This is a genomic window from Thermanaeromonas sp. (genome assembly GCF_021890735.1).
Classification (GTDB): Bacteria; Bacillota; DSM-521; order Neomoorellales; family Neomoorellaceae; genus Thermanaeromonas.
In genome coordinates this window covers 1-19,140 of sequence record NZ_JAKKUR010000027.1, presented here as the reverse complement: position 1 = coordinate 19,140, position 19,140 = coordinate 1, and the positions used below count along the sequence as shown (strand labels likewise).

The 19,140-nt window shown below is 50.2% G+C and carries 16 protein-coding genes and 1 pseudogene; all 17 read left to right on the top strand.

The features are described 5' to 3' along the window. Window positions 1-792 (top strand): trigger factor (tig, locus tag L5656_RS06455; RefSeq protein WP_297200733.1); only part of this gene is annotated, 792 nt, incomplete at its 5' end. Then, window positions 752-1,351: an ATP-dependent Clp endopeptidase proteolytic subunit ClpP gene (gene clpP, locus L5656_RS06450; protein ID WP_297200731.1), complete on the top strand. Its 600-nt coding sequence runs from the start codon at window positions 752-754 to the stop codon at window positions 1,349-1,351. The genes tig and clpP, both read left to right, overlap by 41 nt. Before the next feature lie 20 nt (window positions 1,352-1,371). Further along, window positions 1,372-2,634 carry an ATP-dependent Clp protease ATP-binding subunit ClpX gene (gene clpX, locus L5656_RS06445; RefSeq protein ID WP_297200728.1) on the top strand — a complete coding sequence of 421 codons (1,263 nt, stop codon included), beginning with the start codon at window positions 1,372-1,374 and terminating at the stop codon, window positions 2,632-2,634. Between the two features lie 133 nt (window positions 2,635-2,767). After that, window positions 2,768-4,474, top strand: coding sequence for an ATP-dependent protease LonB (gene lonB, locus L5656_RS06440; RefSeq protein WP_297200725.1), 1,707 nt, complete (start codon window positions 2,768-2,770; stop codon window positions 4,472-4,474). A gap of 156 nt (window positions 4,475-4,630) precedes the next feature. Continuing rightward, window positions 4,631-7,030 (top strand): endopeptidase La, encoded by a 2,400-nt coding sequence (lon, locus tag L5656_RS06435; RefSeq protein WP_297200723.1) that lies wholly within the window; start codon window positions 4,631-4,633, stop codon window positions 7,028-7,030. An 82-nt stretch (window positions 7,031-7,112) separates the two neighbouring features. Continuing rightward, window positions 7,113-9,770: a valine--tRNA ligase gene (locus tag L5656_RS06430; RefSeq protein WP_297200720.1), complete on the top strand. Its 2,658-nt coding sequence runs from the start codon at window positions 7,113-7,115 to the stop codon at window positions 9,768-9,770. A gap of 8 nt (window positions 9,771-9,778) precedes the next feature. After that, a complete protein-coding gene (locus L5656_RS06425) occupies window positions 9,779-11,101 on the top strand; it encodes a bifunctional folylpolyglutamate synthase/dihydrofolate synthase (RefSeq protein WP_297200718.1) in 1,323 nt (440 codons plus the stop codon). Window positions 11,102-11,145: 44 nt separating this feature from the next. After that, window positions 11,146-11,802 carry a redox-sensing transcriptional repressor Rex gene (locus L5656_RS06420; RefSeq protein WP_297200715.1) on the top strand — a complete coding sequence of 219 codons (657 nt, stop codon included), beginning with the start codon at window positions 11,146-11,148 and terminating at the stop codon, window positions 11,800-11,802. 28 nt (window positions 11,803-11,830) lie between these two features. Next, window positions 11,831-12,409, top strand: coding sequence for a Maf family protein (locus tag L5656_RS06415; RefSeq protein WP_297200712.1), 579 nt, complete (start codon window positions 11,831-11,833; stop codon window positions 12,407-12,409). A gap of 85 nt (window positions 12,410-12,494) precedes the next feature. Continuing rightward, window positions 12,495-13,184, top strand: coding sequence for a RadC family protein (gene radC / locus L5656_RS06410; protein ID WP_297200709.1), 690 nt, complete (start codon window positions 12,495-12,497; stop codon window positions 13,182-13,184). Window positions 13,185-13,232: 48 nt separating this feature from the next. Continuing rightward, window positions 13,233-14,273, top strand: a complete 1,041-nt coding sequence (locus L5656_RS06405) for a rod shape-determining protein (protein ID WP_297200706.1) — start codon at window positions 13,233-13,235, stop codon at window positions 14,271-14,273. A 16-nt stretch (window positions 14,274-14,289) separates the two neighbouring features. Further along, window positions 14,290-15,168, top strand: coding sequence for a rod shape-determining protein MreC (mreC, locus tag L5656_RS06400; protein ID WP_297200703.1), 879 nt, complete (start codon window positions 14,290-14,292; stop codon window positions 15,166-15,168). After that, the gene (gene mreD / locus L5656_RS06395; protein WP_297200701.1) at window positions 15,131-15,634 is read left to right on the top strand and encodes a rod shape-determining protein MreD; all 504 of its coding nucleotides are present in this window, start codon (window positions 15,131-15,133) and stop codon (window positions 15,632-15,634) included. Before mreC ends, mreD begins: the two co-directional genes overlap by 38 nt. Continuing rightward, entirely contained in the window at window positions 15,601-17,676 is a 2,076-nt protein-coding gene (mrdA, locus tag L5656_RS06390; protein WP_297200698.1) for a penicillin-binding protein 2, read from the top strand. Before mreD ends, mrdA begins: the two co-directional genes overlap by 34 nt. Window positions 17,677-17,819: 143 nt before the next feature. Beyond that, window positions 17,820-18,245 (top strand): septum site-determining protein MinC, encoded by a 426-nt coding sequence (gene minC, locus L5656_RS06385; protein WP_297200695.1) that lies wholly within the window; start codon window positions 17,820-17,822, stop codon window positions 18,243-18,245. After that, on the top strand, window positions 18,238-19,032 hold the full coding sequence (minD, locus tag L5656_RS06380; protein WP_297200692.1) for a septum site-determining protein MinD: 795 nt from the start codon (window positions 18,238-18,240) through the stop codon (window positions 19,030-19,032). Before minC ends, minD begins: the two co-directional genes overlap by 8 nt. A gap of 13 nt (window positions 19,033-19,045) precedes the next feature. Further along, window positions 19,046-19,140, top strand: a pseudogene (locus L5656_RS11385) (cell division topological specificity factor MinE); the annotation flags it as partial.

Here is a 19,140-nt window from a genome sequence, read left to right as displayed (position 1 = left end):
TTTATTGCCGATTTTGAGGCCCAACTTGTGGGGGCTAAAGTGGATGAAGAGCGGGAAGTTAAAGTCACATTTCCTGGAAATTATTTTCGCCAGGAGCTGGCCGGTAAAGACGCAGTTTTTAGGGTTAAGATCCGGGCCATCAAGCGTAAGCATTTGCTCCCCTTAGATGACGAATTTGCCAAGGATGTAAGTGAATTTGAGACCTTAGAGGAGCTTAAGGCCGATATCAGAAGACGCTTAGAAAAAGAGCGAGAAGAATGGGCAAAGGCCGAAATCCGCCGTCAGGCAGTGGAAAAGGTGGTAGAAGATGCAGAAGTAGAAGTGCCCAAAGTTTTGGTGGAACGCCGGATAGATCGCTTGATAGAGGATTTCGCTTGGCAGCTTCGCGCCCAGAGAAGTTCTCTGGAAAAATTTATGGAAAGAACAGGTAAAGATATATCAAAGCTCAGGGAGGATTTCCGTGCCCGGGCTGAAAAACAGGTAAAGACAGAGCTGGTGTTGGAAGCCGTGGCTAAACAAGAGGGGCTTACAGCCACCCCGGAAGAGATAGATAAAGAAATCCAAGAAATGGCTCGTGCGCTAAATAGAGATCCTGCAGAGCTAAAAGAAAAAATGGGTGATGGCTTAGAACGGCTCAAATATGATATCATAATTAATAAGGCGGCTCAGTTCTTAGCTGATCACTCTACTCCTGTTGTTAAGGATACAAAGGGAGAAGAAGCCGGGGAAAATTCTGGAGGTGAGGCAGAGGATGTCCGTCCTGGTACCGATAGTAGTGGAGCAGACCAATAGGGGTGAACGGGCGTACGATATCTACTCACGGCTTTTAAAAGACCGTATTATTTTCTTAGGCAGCGCCATAGATGATCACGTGGCTAACCTGGTTATAGCTCAGATGCTTTTCTTGGAGGCCGAAGACCCGGATAAAGATATACACCTTTATATCAACAGTCCTGGAGGGTCTATCACGGCGGGAATGGCCATTTTTGATACTATGCAGTATATTAAGCCAGATGTGTCGACCATCTGTGTAGGGCTGGCGGCTAGCATGGCTGCCTTCCTTCTTGCGGCTGGAGCCAAAGGGAAAAGATATGCCTTGCCCCATAGCGAGATCATGATACACCAACCCATGGGAGGCACTCAGGGTCAGGCGGTGGATATCGAGATCCACGCTAGGCGGATTATGCGTATCCGGGACTTATTGAACAAGATTTTGAGTGATATAACAGGGAAGCCGTTAGAAGTTATAGCCAGGGATACGGACCGGGATTATTTCATGTCAGCTATGGAAGCTAAGGAGTACGGTCTAATTGATGAGGTGATCACGAAACGCGAGTTGCCCGCCAAATAACACAGTGAGGTGAATATTTAATGTATAAGTACACTGACGATAAAGGGCAACTTAAATGTTCCTTTTGCGGTAAGCTGCAGGATCAGGTAAAAAAGCTGGTGGCAGGGCCAGGTGTGTATATATGCGATGAGTGCATAGAGTTGTGTAATGAGATTATAGAAGAAGAATTAAACGAGGATCTCAGTATGGAGCTGGGGGAAATCCCCAAGCCGAAAGAGATCCGGGAAATTCTCGACCAGTATGTTGTCGGCCAGGACCATGCCAAAAAGGCATTGTCTGTGGCCGTATATAATCATTATAAGCGTATTCATCTAGGCGTCAAGTTAGAGGATGTGGAAATACAGAAGAGCAATATTCTTATGATCGGTCCCACAGGGAGCGGTAAAACCCTGCTGGCGCAGACACTGGCCAAAATTCTAAATGTACCCTTTGCTATTGCTGACGCTACTTCTCTCACTGAGGCAGGATACGTGGGCGAGGATGTGGAGAACATCCTCTTAAAGCTTATACAGGCTGCCGATTACGATGTAGAGAAGGCTGAAAAGGGGATCGTTTATATAGATGAGATCGATAAAATCGCTCGCAAGTCGGAGAATCCGTCCATTACGCGGGATGTCTCGGGAGAGGGTGTACAGCAGGCCCTGCTTAAGATCCTGGAGGGAACCATAGCCAGCGTACCGCCCCAAGGCGGCCGGAAGCACCCTCACCAGGAGTTCATCCAGATAGATACCACCAATATACTCTTCATCTGCGGCGGAGCCTTTGAGGGCTTAGATAAGATAATAAGAAACCGTATTTCTCAAAAGACCATGGGTTTCGGGGCTGAGATCCGCAGTAAAAAAGATATCCAGATCGGGGATATTTTAAAACATGTAATGCCTGCAGATCTTTTAAAATACGGTCTTATTCCGGAGTTCATCGGCCGTCTACCCATCATCGTTACCCTGGATGCCCTGGATGAGCAAGCCCTCATACGGGTACTGACTGAGCCACGTAATGCCCTGGTGAAGCAATACCAGAAGCTTTTCGAAATGGACGGGGTGAGTTTAGAGTTTAAAGAAGATGCTCTAGTGGCCATAGCTAGAGAAGCCCTTAAGCGGGAGACCGGAGCCCGGGGCCTCAGGGCTATATTAGAAGAGGTTATGCTGGATGTCATGTATGAAATTCCTTCACGAGGTAATGTGACCAAGGTAATAATCACCAAGGATTGTATTTTGCGTAAGGAAGAGCCCCTCATCGTAACTGCAGCAGACCGTAAAAAGAAAAAGGAAGAAAGCGCTTAAAAAGCAGAAGTTAAAAAGGTTGGTATTGGGGATGGCAGCTCGAAGGAAGGGCTGCCTTTTTTATTTTTTGGATAAAATATTACCTTACAGCACAACTTAAAAAACGAGAGCATGGGGAAAGGAGTTTTGGAAGGTGGCAGAGAGCAGTATTAGTTTGGGGGGAGCTATTACCTTTTTGCAGGTTTTTTTAGCGGTGGTAGCCGCTTTATACTTGGTTAACCTTTTTAAAAGCCAGCCTGGAAACCGTACGGCTATAGAAAGGGAGTCCCGCAAAGAGCTAGAAAAGCTTAAGCAGCTACGCCAGATAGCGTTGAGCGAACCCTTAGCCGAAAAGACCCGACCTACAACCTTTGAGGAGATCATTGGCCAGGAAGAAGGTTTAAAGGCTCTACGGGCTGCCCTGTGCGGGCCCAATCCCCAGCACGTGATCATTTATGGCCCCCCGGGTGTGGGTAAGACAGCGGCGGCCCGGCTAGTGCTAGAGGAGGCCAAGAAGAATCCCCTTTCACCCTTCAGGGAAGATGCTCAGTTTGTGGAGATAGACGGGGCCACTTCTCGCTTTGATGAGCGGGGTATCGCCGACCCCCTTATAGGATCAGTACACGACCCCATTTACCAGGGAGCAGGCCCTCTGGGTTTAGCGGGTATCCCCCAGCCTAAACCCGGGGCTGTTACCAAAGCTCACGGAGGTATACTCTTCATAGACGAAATAGGAGAGCTCCACCCCATACAGATAAATAAGCTCCTTAAAGTGTTGGAAGACCGTAAAGTGCTACTGGAAAGCGCATATTACAGCTCAGAGGATACTAATATCCCTCCTCATATCCACGACATTTTTAAAAACGGACTGCCTGCCGATTTCCGGTTAGTGGGGGCGACCACCAGGCTCCCGCAGGAGATACCGGCGGCTATCCGCTCCCGTTGCGTGGAAATTTATTTCCGCCCCCTCCTGCCTGAAGAGATCGGGGTTATTGTAAAAAACGCAGTCCGAAAAATAAATCTGTCCATTGAAAATAAGGCAGTGGAGATTATAAAGCGGTACGCTACCAACGGCAGGGAAGCGGTAAATATGGTTCAGCTTGCCGCGGGGCTAGCTCTTACAGAAGGGCGGCAGGAGATCCTCAGGCAGGATGTAGAATGGGTGGTAAGCTGCGGCCAATACTCACCCAGGCCACAATCCCGGATACCTTCAGAACCCCAAGTAGGGGTTGTAAACGGATTGGCGGTATACGGTCCCAATATGGGGGTTGTGGTAGAATTAGAAGCTAGCGCACATTTCGTAGGTGGCCGGCGGGGCCGGGTAGTAGTTACCGGTGTAGTGGACGAAGAGGAGATGGGGGGACTGGAGGGCCGCCGCCTAAAGAAGAAGAGCATGGCCCGCAATGCAGTAGACAACGTTTTGACTGCGCTGAGGGGCCTTCTTAACCTTGACCCCCTGGATTATGACCTACACCTCAATTTCGTTGGAGCCGTTCCTGTGGACGGGCCCTCGGCTGGGTTAGCTATGGTAGTAGCCCTTTACTCTGCTTTTACCGGTACACCGGTAGATAATAAGGTCGCCATGACAGGAGAGATCTCTTTGCGGGGTTTTGTACGGCCCGTGGGAGGGATAATGCCCAAGGTAGAAGCTGCACGCCTGTCAGGGGTTAAAAAAGTGCTTATACCGGCCGAAAACTGGCAAGAGAATTTTCGCCATCTCCGGGATATAGAGGTAATCCCCATACGAAGGATAGAAGAGGCCCTTGAGCATGGCCTCTACCGGGAGAAGCGGCCTGGTAACCGCGAAACCCTAGCCTCTCCACCCCAGGTTTTAAGCGCTTCACCCCTGGCTTACCATTAAAATCTTCTACTTCCTTCAATAGCTTCCCTGCTCCCTTTCTTATGGTCTGGCGACCGAGTTTTTCCTATTGCGGAGGTAATCAACATTTCGTAGAATATAATGAAGACCTGGACGAGGAAGCGAGTGGTTAAGGGGACCTTTATGGAGGTGTGAGCATTGAGCCGTATTCTTCCTTTGCTTCCCTTACGGGGAGTTATTGTTTTTCCTTATACGGTACTTCACTTGGATGTAGGACGTGAACGTTCTATAAATGCCATCGAAGCAGCGATGGTTCGGGATAGAGAAATTTTCTTAGCCATGCAGAAGGAAGCCCAGACCGATGATCCGGGTGAGGAAGATATCTACGCTACCGGCACTGTAGCTGAAATAAAGCAGTTGCTGAAGCTGCCAGGTGGTACCATAAGGATTCTGGTGGAGGGCATAAGGCGGGGCAAGATAACTAGATATCTGAGCTATGATCCTTATATGGCCGTAGAGGTTCAGGAATACAAGGATGAAGTGGAGACCAATAACGAAACAGAGGCCTTGATGCGCGCTTTAATAAACGAATTTGAACATTATGTTAAAATGTCTAAGCGTATCCCGCCGGAGACGGTTGTAGCGGTGGTGAGTTTAGAGGAGCCGGGACGGCTGGCAGATGTGATTGCTTCCCATTTAAATCTCAAACTGGTCGACAAGCAAGCCGTGCTTGAGGCCTTTGATATAAAGCAGCGGCTGGAGCTTTTATGCGAAATTTTAGCCCGGGAGAAGGAGATTCTCGAGCTTGAGCGGAAGATAAACTTGCGGGTTAGGAAGCAGATGGAAAAGACTCAGAAGGAATATTACTTGCGTGAGCAGATAAAAGCCATCCAGAAAGAGCTGGGAGAAAAGGATGAACGGCAAGCTGAAGTTGAAGAACTCCGGGCAAAGATAGCTCAAGCTAAGCTGCCTAAGGAAATTGAAGAGAGGGCGTTAAAAGAAGTTGAGCGCCTGGAGAAAATGCCTCCTATGGCCGCTGAGGCGACAGTGGTGCGCAATTATCTGGACTGGCTTTTGGCTTTGCCCTGGCAAAAGGAGACCCGGGATCGGCTGGATATAAAAGTGGCTGAGAAGATCCTAAACGAGGACCATTATGGGCTTGAAGAAGTGAAGGAGCGGATCCTGGAATACCTGGCCATCCGTAAGCTGGCCAAGAAGATGCGCGGGCCTATTCTCTGTTTTGTGGGGCCGCCAGGGGTAGGAAAAACCTCTTTGGCTAAATCTATAGCTAGGGCCATGCAGCGCAAGTTTGTACGCATATCTTTAGGAGGAGTAAGGGATGAAGCGGAGATAAGGGGCCACAGGCGAACTTATGTAGGAGCCCTGCCCGGCCGTATCATCCAGGGCATGAAGCAGGCAGGGAGCAAAAATCCTGTATTTCTCCTCGATGAAATAGATAAGCTAAGTTCCGATTTCCGCGGAGACCCGGCATCAGCCCTGCTAGAAGTTCTAGATCCTGAACAAAACTATATGTTTAGTGATCATTATATTGAGGCCCCCTTCGATCTGTCTAAAGTTATGTTCATAACTACGGCCAATGTCGAATATTCCATCCCCAGACCTCTTCTAGACCGTATGGAGGTCATCCGTATACCTGGTTACACGGAAGAAGAGAAGATAAAAATAGCCCAGCTCCACCTCATTCCTAAGCAGCTAAAGGAGCACGGGTTAAAGAAGGAACAGCTTATAATATCCGAGAATGCCTTGCGCCGTATAATCCGGGAATACACCAGGGAAGCAGGTGTAAGGAATCTTGAACGACAGATAGCCAAGCTATGCCGCAAGACAGCCAAGGAGATCGTGAGCGGTAATACTACAGCCGTAAAAGTAACGGCTCAAAATCTGGATAATTTCCTGGGAATACCGCGTTACCGCCACACCCTTGCTGAAGAGGCTGAGGTAGTGGGTGTAGCCCGGGGGCTAGCCTGGACTGAGGTAGGCGGCGAAGTCCTCAATGTAGAAGTGGCCATCCTGCCTGGGAAGGGGAACCTCACCTTAACTGGAAAATTAGGCGACGTGATGAAGGAGTCTGCCTACGCCGGGTTTAGCTACCTTCGCTCCCGGGCGAAAGAACTGGGCTTGCCCGTTGATTTCTACGAAAAAAATGATGTGCATATCCACGTCCCGGAAGGAGCCATACCCAAGGATGGGCCTTCGGCCGGTATCACCATGGCCACGGCCATGGCATCAGCTTTAATGGGTGTCCCGGTGCGAAGCGACGTAGCTATGACCGGAGAGATAACTTTACGGGGCAGGGTGTTACCCGTAGGCGGCATCAAAGAGAAGGTTTTAGCTGCCCACCGGGCCGGGATTAAGACGGTCATATTGCCCAAGGACAATGAGAAGAATTTAGAAGAGATACCACCACAGGTGAAACGGAAACTTAAGTTTGTCCTGGTAGAGCACATGGACGAAGTTTTAAAAGAGGCCTTGGTGAACTGGGAGCGGCCCTTGAAGCATGTGGGAACAGAAATAAAGGAAGGCCCGGAGCAGGCGGTAACACAACAGCCCTTGACACAGCTTGCCTTAAGTCGTTAAGATATTACAAGGACATGAATATTTTCCCTCGTCCGGGGGCGGATGAGGGGTTTTTTTCTAAGATACCAGGGGAGGATTGAGCGTGCCGCCGGTTCAAGAATTACCCTCTGTCTATGACCCGCACAAGGTAGAAAGTAAGTGGTACAAGGTGTGGGAGGAAAAGGGATATTTCCGTGCACCGGTAGACGATGTTGGCGAGCGGAAACCCTTCAGTGTGGTCATGCCTCCTCCCAATGTTACGGGTAGCCTCCATCTGGGACATGCCCTGGATAATACCCTTCAAGATATATTGGTCCGCTGGCACAGGATGCGGGGGGATGCCACCCTTTGGCTTCCGGGTACGGACCATGCCGGTATAGCTACCCAGGCTCGTGTGGAAGAAGAGTTGGCTAAGGAAGGGCTAACCAAATACGACCTGGGCCGGGAGAAATTTTTGGAAAGGGTATGGGCCTGGAAGGAAGAGTACGGCAGCCGCATAACCCAGCAGCTACGCCGCTTAGGAGCTTCTTGCGACTGGAGTCGGGAGCGTTTTACTATGGACAAGGGATGCTCCCGGGCGGTGCGGGAAGTCTTCGTGCGCCTTTACAAGGAGGGGCTGATCTACCGCGGGGACTATATTATAAACTGGTGCCCCCGCTGCGCCACGGTTATATCCGATATCGAAGTTGAACATGAGGAAGAACAGGGGCGTCTGTGGTATATTCTGTATCCTTTTAAAGAAGGACAAGGTGGTATAACCGTAGCTACGACCCGTCCTGAGACCATGCTGGGAGATACGGCGGTAGCTGTTCACCCTGATGATGAGCGGTACCGTAAGTTTATTGGCCGTACGGTTATTCTTCCTCTTTTAAACCGCGAGATACCCGTGATAGCCGATGAATATGTGGATCCTAGCTTCGGGACCGGGGCTGTGAAAATTACTCCTGCTCACGATCCTAATGACTTTGAAATAGGAAAACGCCACGGCCTTCCTTCGATTACGGTCATCGGGAAAGACGCGATAATGACCGCCGAAGCAGGTCCTTATAAAGGCTTGGACCGGTATGCTTGCCGGGAAAAGGTGGTAGAAGATCTAGAAAAGCAAGGATACCTTGTTAAAGTCGAAGAACACACCCACGCGGTGGGCCATTGCTACCGTTGCGGTACAGTCATAGAACCCCTCGTCTCTCCCCAATGGTTTGTACGCATGAAACCTCTGGCACAGCCCGCCCTCCAGGCCGCCTTAGAGGGCCGGGTGCGGTTTGTACCCGAGCGCTTTACCAAGATTTATCTAAACTGGCTGGAGAATATCCGGGATTGGTGCATATCCCGGCAGCTATGGTGGGGGCATCGTATACCCGTATGGTATTGCCAGCAGTGCGGAGAGGTAATCTGCACCACTGAGGACCCCAGGGAGTGCCCGTCCTGCCGCAGCACGGCTTTAGAGCAAGACCCGGATGTTCTGGATACTTGGTTTAGCTCTGCTCTCTGGCCTTTTTCTACCATGGGGTGGCCGGACAAAACCCCTGAGCTTGCTCTGTACTATCCTACATCGGTTCTGGTTACTGGCCGGGATATTATTTTCTTTTGGGTGGCCCGGATGATTTTTATGGGTCTTAAATTTATGGGCGAGGTTCCCTTCCGGGAAGTCCTCATCCACGGCTTGGTGTTGGATGCCCAAGGCCGCAAAATGAGCAAGTCCTTAGGGAACGGGGTAGACCCCATGGATGTAATTGAAGAGTACGGGGCCGATACGTTACGCTTCACCCTCATCACGGGTAACACTCCGGGAAACGACCTCCGCTTCCACCCGGAGAGACTGGAGAGCACGCGTAATTTCTGCAACAAAATTTGGAATGCAGCGCGGTTCGTGCTTTTAAACCTTAAAGATTATGATCCGGAAAAAGAAGAGGCCCCGCCTACCTTACCGGATCGCTGGATATTGAGCCGGCTCAATGCGCTAGTAGATCAAGTAACTAGAAGTATGGAGGATTATGAGATTGGAGAAGCAGCCAGGAGCTTATATGAGTTTTTCTGGGGAGAGTTCTGCGACTGGTATATAGAGCTAAGTAAGGTACGCCTCTACGGGAACGATGAACGGACCAAAGCCACAGCCCAGAGGGTGTTGCTCGAAGTATTAGAGACTTTTCTTAAGCTCCTGCACCCCTTTATGCCCTTTATTACTGAAGAGATCTGGCACTACCTTCCCGGGGATAGAACCAGTATTATGATAAGTTCTTGGCCTAAAGCTAAGACTCAAGGCAGGGACTATGAGGCCGAGGAAGATATGGCTTTGGTGACCGAGGTAATCAGAGCTATACGTAACCTGCGGAGTGAGGTTCGGGTGACTCCGGGGAGGAAGGCGCGGGTTATTCTAGTGGCAGGAGAAGACAGAACCCGGAGGCTTTTACAGGAATGCCGTGTTTATTTTAATACTTTGGCCCAGGCTGAGCCGGTGGATATATTGGAAACCGTAGATAATTTGAGTCTTAAGGCCGTCTCTAGTGTATGCGGAGGAGTAGAAGTTTACCTGCCGTTAGAAGGGCTCATAGACTATGAAAAGGAAATAGCCAGGTTGGAAAAGGAACTTGCTGCCACCCGGAAGGAGTTAGAGCGGGTGCAGAAGAAACTGGCTAACCCTGAGTTTTTAGCTAAAGCGCCGGCCGAAGTTGTGGAGAAGGAGCGCAATAAAGAAGAAGAGTTGCGGAACAAGGCAGAAGCCCTGAATCAGCGCTTAGTCGCCTTAAAGGGTCAGAGGTGATGAAAGGGTTGAACTACAGCGAGGCCCTAGAATTTTTGTGCCAGCTTACCAAGTTTGGCATAAACCCAGGCCTAAGCCGTATAGAGGAGCTGCTACGACGGTTGGGGGATCCCCACCGGCGGCTCCGTTTTTTTCATATTGGAGGGACCAACGGTAAGGGCTCTGTCGCAGCTATGGTGGCGGCCGTACTTCAGGCTGCAGGGTACCGGGTGGGTCTTTTTACTTCCCCACATTTACACAGCTATACTGAGCGTATTCGCTTAAATGGACAGGCTATTAAAGAGGAGGAAGTGGCTTACATCTTAACCCATCTGCGGCCTATTTTAGAAGATATGGTAGAAAAAGGTTACGAGCCTCCAACAGAGTTCGAGGTAACTACTGCCTTGGCGCTCTATTACTTTGGGGAAGTAAAACCCGATTACGTGGTATTAGAGGTGGGGTTGGGAGGGTCCCTAGACTCTACCAATATAATTCCTACGTCGGAGGTAACTGTGATAACCAATGTAGGACTGGATCATATGGACTATCTGGGACCCACTGTTGTAGAAATAGCCCAGCAGAAGGCCGGCATAATTAAACAAGAGGGCGTAGTGGTTACAGGCGCAGATAAACCCGAAGCCTTGGAGGTAATTGAAAGGACTTGCCAGCAGAGAAAAGCCTTCCTTTACCGGTTAGGAAGGGATATCCGCTTTAAAGAACTAATCGTCTCTCCTCAAGGGGGCGAGATGGATTGGGAGGGCCTGGGGCAGCGCTACCGCAAGCTTAAGATACCTTTGCTGGGGCGTCACCAGCTTGTAAACGCCTCCTTGGCCGTGGCCGCCATCGAGGCCGCGCGGTGCCACCGTGGTTTAGTCGTTGGCGAGCACCATATCAGAGAAGGTATGGCCAAGGTTTCCTGGCCGGGACGGCTGGAGGTCGTCCGGAGGCGTCCCTTAGTAGTTTTAGATGGGGCTCACAATTACGATGGTGCTTTAGCTTTAAAACAAGCTTTGCAGGAACTTTTTTCTTATCGGCATCTAATATTGGTTTTAGGTATACTAGCCGATAAGGAAAGGGAAAAGATTACAGGGGTGCTTGCACCTTTAGCAGAAAGAGTAATAGTTACACGGCCGGATAGTCTTAGGGCTGGCGATTGGGAAAAAATAGCGCTGTATGCCCGAAGGTTCACGTCTCGTGTCGAGGTCGTTAGGGACATTTCCCGAGCTATGGAAATAGCTTTGGGTCTGGCAGAGCCTGAGGATTTGATTTGCGTGACAGGATCGCTGTACATGATAGCTGACGCTAGGAAATGGTTTCTAGAGCGCAAAAAAGAGGATTTTTTAATCAGGTAGCGAATAGGACAGATCAAAGTTTGTAACAAAGGAGGAGTTGCAGGATGCTTAAGACCTTGAAGATTCCCGAGGCGACCATAATGCGCCTATCGGTATATTCACGCTTTTTGGCGGAAGCGGATCGCCAGGGTATAGTAACTATTTCTTCCGGCGAGATAGCGGAAGGGGTAGGGGTAAGCCCGGCCCAAGTAAGGAAAGATCTGGCCTATTTCGGTGAGTTCGGTACTCGCGGGGTGGGTTACAATGTAAAAGACCTGTACTGGCATATTATAAAGATACTGGGCCTTAATACTACTTGGCCTATGGTTATAATTGGGGCAGGTAACTTAGGAACCGCCCTATCCATGTACGGAGGTTTTCGTGAGAGGGGCTTTAAGATAGTAGGTATTTTCGATATTGCTCCCCATAAAATAGGTTATAGGTTGAACGGGGTGGAGATTTACAGTATGGATAGGTTGGCGGAGATAATCGAAAGAGAGAAGGCCCAGATCGCTATAATCGCCGTACCGGCCGACCAGGCGCAGTTTGTAGCAGATGAATTGGCCAAAACCTCCATTCGGGGTATCCTGAACTTTGCACCACGGGTTATCAACGTGCCTGACCATATCGAGGTGCGCAACGTAGACCTGACTGTCAACCTGGAGATCCTGACTTTTAACTTGGCCTTCCGCAAAAACCTTAAGGCTTATCAAGAGGCTTAAGGCCTGAAGAGCGGGAGGAGAAATTTAGTTGCCGCAGCTAGTCTTAGCTTCTGCTTCACCAAGGAGAAGGCAGCTTTTAAGCCAGCTAGGCCTTAAGTTTACTGCCGTTCCTAGTACCGTAGAAGAAAAGATTTATGCGGACCTTCCCCCGAGGGAGCGGGTTATGGCTTTGGCCCGCGCCAAGGCAGAGGCAGTAGCCCAAGATTTATCTGATGCTATAGTCTTGGGTGCCGATACCTTGGTCGTATGCCAGGGACGGGTATTGGGTAAGCCGGCCACACCGCAAGAAGCAGAGGCCATGTTATCCTTTTTGAGCGGCAAAACTCACGAAGTTTATACAGGGGTAGCAGTAGTTAAGGTACCCGGAATGCACTTAAGGCAAGCCTGGGAGCGGACGGAAGTTCGTTTCCGCCAGCTCGCTCCTAGGGAAATCAAAGCGTACGTAGCCAGCGGGGAGCCTTTAGACAAGGCGGGTGCTTACGGTATCCAAGGGTTGGGGGCCCTCCTGGTGGAGGGCATATGCGGTGATTTTTTCAATGTAGTCGGCTTACCTTTAGTGCGCACGGTGTCCCTTTTAAAGGAATTTGGGATCGATCCGTGGGGTTAAGACCCCGGCCTAATTTTTAAAGATGGTAGGCCAGTAGAGGAGAGCGAACCTTTACAGGAAAAGTCGGGAAGGATGTCCTATAGTAATGGCACGCTACCAAGGGAGGACTATTAAGGATCTGCCTGAAGACCTTAGGCCTCGGGAGCGGATGCTGGCCTTTGGAGCCCAGGCCCTATCTAATGCGGAATTGCTGGCTATTCTTCTTAGGACAGGTAACCCCCAGGAGACGGCCTTGGAAGTAGCCCAAAGGCTTCTGTCCCAACCCGGGGGATTGCGCTACTTGGCTGAAGTCTCTTTGGAGGAGCTTAAGGCTCAAAAGGGTATTGGCCTGGCTAAGGCTGCTCAAATTAAAGCGGCCATCGAGCTTGGGCGCAGGCTTGCGGCCTTCCGGCCGGAAAGGCCTCTGATAAAGCGACCGGCTGATGCTGCTTGTCTTCTTATGGATGAGATGAGATACCTGGACCGTGAACACTTCCGTACTATCTCCCTTAATACTAAAAACAGGGTTTTGGCCATAGACAATGTGGCCGTAGGTAGCCTAAATTCCTCTTACGTACATCCGCGGGAGGTTTTCAAAGGCCCGGTACGCAGAAGCGCAGCAGCGGTCATTTTAGTTCACAACCATCCTAGCGGAGATCCGGCACCTAGCTTGGAAGATATCCAGGTTACCAGGAGGCTAGTAGAGGCAGGTAAGGTACTAGGTATAGAGGTGCTGGACCACCTGATTTTAGGTGACGGTTCTTTTGTCAGCATGAAGGAGAAAGGCCTGTTATAACATAAAAAGTAAACAAACCGGACTATCTTTAGGAAGGAGCAAAGTGCTATGGTTTTTGCCCGGGATATCGGTATAGATTTAGGCACTGCCAATACTTTAGTTTACGTGAGAGGAAAAGGTATAGTTTTACGAGAACCCTCGGTTGTAGCCATTCGCCGGGATACGGGACAAGTTTTAGCTGTTGGTGAGGCGGCCAAAAGGATGATCGGCCGTACACCAGGGGATATCGTCGCCATCCGTCCTTTAAAGGATGGTGTTATAGCCGATTTTGATGTTACCCAGAGCATGCTGCGTTACTTTATACAGAAGGTCATTCCTAAAGGGTTTTTTGTACGCCCCCGAGTGGTAGTAGGAGTACCTTCGGGGGTTACTGCTGTAGAGGAAAGGGCTGTTAGGGAGGCGGCCATTCAGGCCGGCGCAAAAGAAGCCTACCCCATCGAAGAACCCATGGCCGCAGCCATAGGGGCAGGTTTGCCTGTATATGAGCCAACGGGGAATATGATAGTGGATATAGGCGGAGGAACTACGGAAGTAGCTGTTATCTCCTTAGGGGGTATTGTTACGTCTCGGTCCATCCGTATCGGTGGTGACGAAATGGATGAAGCCATCGCCCAGCATATTAAAAGGAACTATAACTTGATGATAGGGGAGCGTACAGCGGAAGAGATTAAAATAGAGATAGGAGCTGCCTATTTTGGGGATACGGAGGAGGACGAAGCGCGCAGGAGGCGCACTTATGCCGTACGGGGCCGAGATCTGGTTACCGGATTACCTAAGACTATAGAGGTTACTGCTGAAGAGATTAAAGAAGCCCTGGCCGAGCCGGTAGCTGCTATCCTGGAAGCCATAAAAGTATGTCTGGAACGTACTCCCCCGGAGCTGGCTGCCGACCTTATGGACAGGGGGATTGTCATGGCCGGTGGGGGCGCTTTGCTTTGGGGCCTGGACCGCTTGGTTAGCCAGGAGACGGGTATGCCAGTCAATCTGGCCGAAGATCCCCTAACTGCTGTGGCTTTAGGAACTGGTAAGGTACTAGAAAACTTGGAGGAACTCAGACGGGTGCTGTTTGCGGTCCGGCGGTCCGGCTAAAAAGGGGTGTTTTACTTTGCGCGGGCTGGGGGGGAGGCTTTTACCCATTCTAGGGATTGCGGTAGCAGGGGGGTTGTTTATTTTTTTGCTTCGCTGGCCAGGGCCGGTTGACGCACCCTGGATCCCGGTTAGTGGAGTTTTGAAGCAGAGCATGGCACCGTTAACAGGTGCTTTGACTTGGACTGTAGGTAGGGTTCAAGGTTCTATAGAGGCCCTTCTAAGTCTGGGGCGGATACGAGCAGAAAACGAGCAGTTAAAGCGCCAGGTGGCTGAACTGCAGGCCCAAATTGTCCAGATGGAAGAATATCGCCAGGAAAATTTGCGGCTAAAACAATTATTGGCCTACAAAGCAGCTACCTCGGGCGATTGGCAATTGAAAGTAGCTCCTGTTGTCGCCCGGAGCCCTAGTAACTGGTTTAGCACCCTCACTATAGGTTTGGGGTCAGATGACGGTATCGGGGAAGATCAGGTGGTCCTGACTCCAGCAGGTGTGGTGGGCCGCATCATACGTGTTTTTCCAAAAACTGCCGAGGTATTGCTCCTTTTGGACCGTGAGGGAGCGGTGGGAGCTATGGTCCAGTCGAGCCGCGTGCTGGGGGTGGTGGAGGCCAGCTCCGATTACCGAGGATACCTGCAGATGATCCATCTTGCCCATGACGCACCGGTTAAGGAAAATGATATAGTCCTTACCTCCGGGCTGGGCGGGATTTTTCCTAAAGGGTTGCCCATAGGCAGGGTGGTAAAGATATTACCGGAGCCTGATGGGCTAATGAAACGGGCTATAATCGAACCTTATGCTGATTTTGACCGGTTGGAGGAAGTGCTAGTGATAACGAAAATTTTGAGGGTGCAAGAAGATGCCAGTAGTGGCGTTCATCATTACAGGCGTCCTTAGCCTTATTTTAGAGGCTACAGTTTTGCAGGTTTTTCAGGTGGCTGGCGTTAAACCGGACCTGCTCCTTATCCTCCTCTGCTTTTATGCCTTATCCCGGGGAGCTAAACATGGGGCCGTGCTGGGCGCATTTTACGGTCTTATGGAGGATTTGTACTTGTGCCGCTTTCTAGGGATGAATGCTTTGATAAAGATGCTGGTGGGGTGTGGAGTAGGGTGGGGCAGGGATAAGCTCAACTTGGAGAATCCATGGGTTCCCGTTACAGTAGTATGGGTGGCCAGTGTTGCTTCCGGTTTCTTTTTTCTGCTTTTTGCCCCTTTGGGGGGCCTTTATTATCCTTGGGGATCAAGCTTACTGAAGACGATATTTCCTGCTGCCCTTTATAATGCCTCCCTAGCCTTTTTGGGCGAGAGCCTTAAACGGGAGGGGACCGAATGGTTGGCCAACCGAAGGAGCCTTGGAGGATAAAGCTCAATGGACGTCTGAAGGTATATTTATTTTTTGTTGTCTTCATCTTTGTGCTACTTTCAACTAGGCTTTTCTTTCTCCAGGTAGTAAACGCCCAAGAGTTCGCCCGCCGGTCTGCCCAAAATAGTATCCGGCTCATACCTATAGAGGCCAGGCGTGGCGATATTTTGGACAGCAAAGGCAGGGTATTGGCCACGAGCCAGCCTGTATACGTAATAACCCTTAGCCCTGTTCCCAGCACGGACACGGATAAGGTCGTCCGCCTTTTGGCCGAGCTTTTAGGAGACAGGGAACTTACTCCAGAGGCTATCTGGGAGAAGATAAAAAACAATCCCTATCGCTATGAACCCGTAGTTATAAAGAGACTTCCTTCTGGCCCCGAGGCCATGGCTGTAATCAGCCGGTTGGAAGAGAGACGGCTGGAACTTCCAGGAGTGAGTATTTCTACGGAACCCCAACGCGTTTATCCTCACGGACCGCTAGCCGGTCATATTTTAGGGTTTATAGGTCAGATAACCCGGGAGGAACTTCTAGAGCGTAGGGAGGATAACTACCGACTTAACGACAAAATAGGCAAGAGCGGTATCGAGCGTTACTTGGAATACAATAAAGAGGGCGATCTCGAGTACGGCCTTAGGGGCAAAGATGGGGCTGAACAGGTGGAGGTCAATGCCTTTAACCGGAAAATACGAGATCTTCTAACCATCCCACCGGCACCGGGAGATACTGTAGAGCTTACCATTGATCTTGATCTTCAAAGAACACTGGAGGAATCTTTAGATAAAGTTATTGCCGAAGAGAAAAAAAGAAATCCTAAGGCGGGTGCAGGGGCGGCGGTAGTTTTAGATGTTAAAACAGGAGCTATACTGGCCATGGCCAGTAAGCCTGATATGGACCCCAACGATTTTGTAAACGGGGGTTACGTCAAAAAACAGTCTTATTATAACGACCCACACCTTAAACCCCTGTTTAACCGGGCCGTTCAGGGTGCCTATCCGCCAGGTTCTACTTTTAAGCCTATTACGGCCCTTGCCGCTCTTCTTTCAGGAGCTGTAAAGCCTCAAGATACCGTTTACTGTAGTGGCCGGTATCCAAAGCCGGGGGGATTAGATTGCTGGCAGCCCCACGGTCGTGTGGACCTAGAGCGGGCTTTGGCGGTTTCATGTAACACCTATTTTCAGTGGGCCGCCGAAATGGCAGGTATCGATATGATTCACCAAGTGGCCGAGCAATTCGGTTTGGGATCTCCTACCGGGGCAGTAGGAGTTTTGGGGGAAGCCAAGGGCATTTTACCTTCTCCTTCCTGGAAAAGGGAGGTAAATGCGGCAATATTAAAGAGATGGCTAGAGAGACGTGAGGCCGAGATAGAAAAAAAGTATGCCGACCTTATGTCTTCTGCTTCTGCCGCCGAGAAGGAACGCCTACTTAAGAAAAAAGAGCAGGAATTGCGCCAGCTTAAAACTATCTACGAGATAACCTTCAACTTTGAAACTACCTGGCAACCCTTTGATACTTACAACACCGCCATAGGACAAGGAGCCAATAATTTTACCGTCCTTCAGTTGGCTAATTACGTGGCCACTCTGGCTAACGGTGGTACCCGGTTTAGACCTTATCTGGTGAAACGAGTGATATCTTCCGAGGGGGAAATTAAGAAGGAGTTTCAGCCGGAGGTGGTCCACAAAGTGGATATTCCACCTGAAATATTAGAAGAAGTACGGAAGGGGATGCTAATGGTGGCTCACTCGCCGGAAGGCACAGCTTCCTTCCTGTTCCGGGATTTCCCACCGCATATTAAAGTAGCAGCCAAAACTGGTACTGCTCAGACCGGTCTGGCCGGTGATGATAAGTCCAAAGACTTTTACGGGCTGTTTATAGCTTTCGCCCCGTATGACGACCCCGAGATCGCCTTCGCGGGAATTGTTGAGTATGCACGGCATGGCGGTGATTCTGCAGGTCAAGTAGCTCGGGACGTCTTTGCCCAGTATTTTGGCCTCTCCGCTCAGGCACGGACAAATGTTGTTGGAGGGGCGGTAGAGTAAGCTTTATGTCGTAATTTAAGGATATAGCGAGGAAAAAAGCATTCAGGTTTTTGCCTCTTACGGCAGGATTTACCTCTCAGTCTGTAGAAAGTAAAAGACAATTACTATTACACGTCGATAAATTTTTTATGGAGGAGTTCCTCGTGCCTTACCCTACTCCTTCCGGCGATTTTTCTTCTGGCCACACCTTATTGGTTCGCCGCAACATCCGGTCGGGCCAGCGGGTATATTATCCTGGTAACGTCGTGGTTATGGGCGATGTTAACCCGGGCGGTGAGGTGGTGGCTGGTGGGCATGTGATAGTAATGGGGGCTTTAAAGGGTATGGTACACGCCGGAGCGGAAGGAGACGAAAGTGCGGTGGTCATCGCTTTCGACCTCCAGCCCACCCAGTTACGCATCGCAGGGTACATAGCTCGCCCGCCAGACAAGGGGGACAAGCCCTTAAAGAAGCCCGAGATCGCTAGGGTACAGGATGGAGTAGTAGTTATTGAAAGATATCAGCCTGGTGGGGAAAAGCGGTATCTGGAGCCAGGCAATTTAATAAAAGAGGAGGACCGCAATGGGTGAAGTGATCGTTATCACTTCCGGGAAGGGCGGGGTTGGTAAAACTACTACCACTGCCAATCTGGGTACTGGATTGGCCCTTTTAGGGAAAAGAGTGGTTATGGTGGACACTGACATAGGCCTCCGGAACCTGGACGTGGTATTGGGTTTGGAAAACCGTATAGTTTACGACCTGGTGGATGTAGTAGAGGGGAGGTGCCGACTAAAACAAGCCCTCATTAAGGATAAGAGGTTGGAAAATCTCTACCTACTTCCGGCCAACCAAACGCGCGATAAGACGGCGGTTACGCGCCAGCAGATGATAGACCTGTGTGACCAGCTCAAGGAGGACTTTGATTTTGTTCTTATTGATTGCCCTGCCGGTATAGAGATGGGGTTTAAGAATGCCATCGCTGGTGCCGAAAAAGCGCTAGTAGTAACTACTCCGGAGGTTGCTGCCGTAAGAGATGCGGATAGAATAATCGGGCTTTTAGAAGCAGCAGAAATGGAACCTCCCCGCCTTATAATAAACCGCATCCGGCCGGATATGGTGCGCCGGGGCGATATGATGGATATCGACGACATGCTGGAGATCCTGGCTATAGATCTCTTGGGGGTAGTGCCTGAGGACGAGCTTATCGTAGTTTCTACTAACAAGGGAGAGCCCGCTATTCTGGATAAGCGCTCCAGAGCAGGACAAGCTTATTACAACATTTCCCGGCGCCTTTTGGGTGAAGAAGTGCCTCTGTTAAATCTTGAAGGCAATGAAGGCTTGGTGGCCAAACTCAAAAAGTTCTTCGGCCTAGGCTAAGGAGGGACCAACCGTGCTAGATTTCATTCTACGCTTTTTTGGAAAAGAAACCACAGCCAGCAAAAAGGTGGCCAAAGAGAGGCTACGGTTGGTCCTGGTCCATGACCG

Coding starts and splice junctions, on each gene's coding strand:
- clpX (WP_297200728.1), top strand. CDS start 1,372: ATGTATAAGTACACTGACGATAAAGGGCAACTTAAATGTTCCTTTTGC.
- radC (WP_297200709.1), top strand. CDS start 12,495: ATGGCACGCTACCAAGGGAGGACTATTAAGGATCTGCCTGAAGACCTT.
- L5656_RS06405 (WP_297200706.1), top strand. CDS start 13,233: ATGGTTTTTGCCCGGGATATCGGTATAGATTTAGGCACTGCCAATACT.
- L5656_RS06420 (WP_297200715.1), top strand. CDS start 11,146: ATGCTTAAGACCTTGAAGATTCCCGAGGCGACCATAATGCGCCTATCG.
- mrdA (WP_297200698.1), top strand. CDS start 15,601: ATGGTTGGCCAACCGAAGGAGCCTTGGAGGATAAAGCTCAATGGACGT.
- clpP (WP_297200731.1), top strand. CDS start 752: ATGTCCGTCCTGGTACCGATAGTAGTGGAGCAGACCAATAGGGGTGAA.
- minD (WP_297200692.1), top strand. CDS start 18,238: ATGGGTGAAGTGATCGTTATCACTTCCGGGAAGGGCGGGGTTGGTAAA.
- mreD (WP_297200701.1), top strand. CDS start 15,131: ATGCCAGTAGTGGCGTTCATCATTACAGGCGTCCTTAGCCTTATTTTA.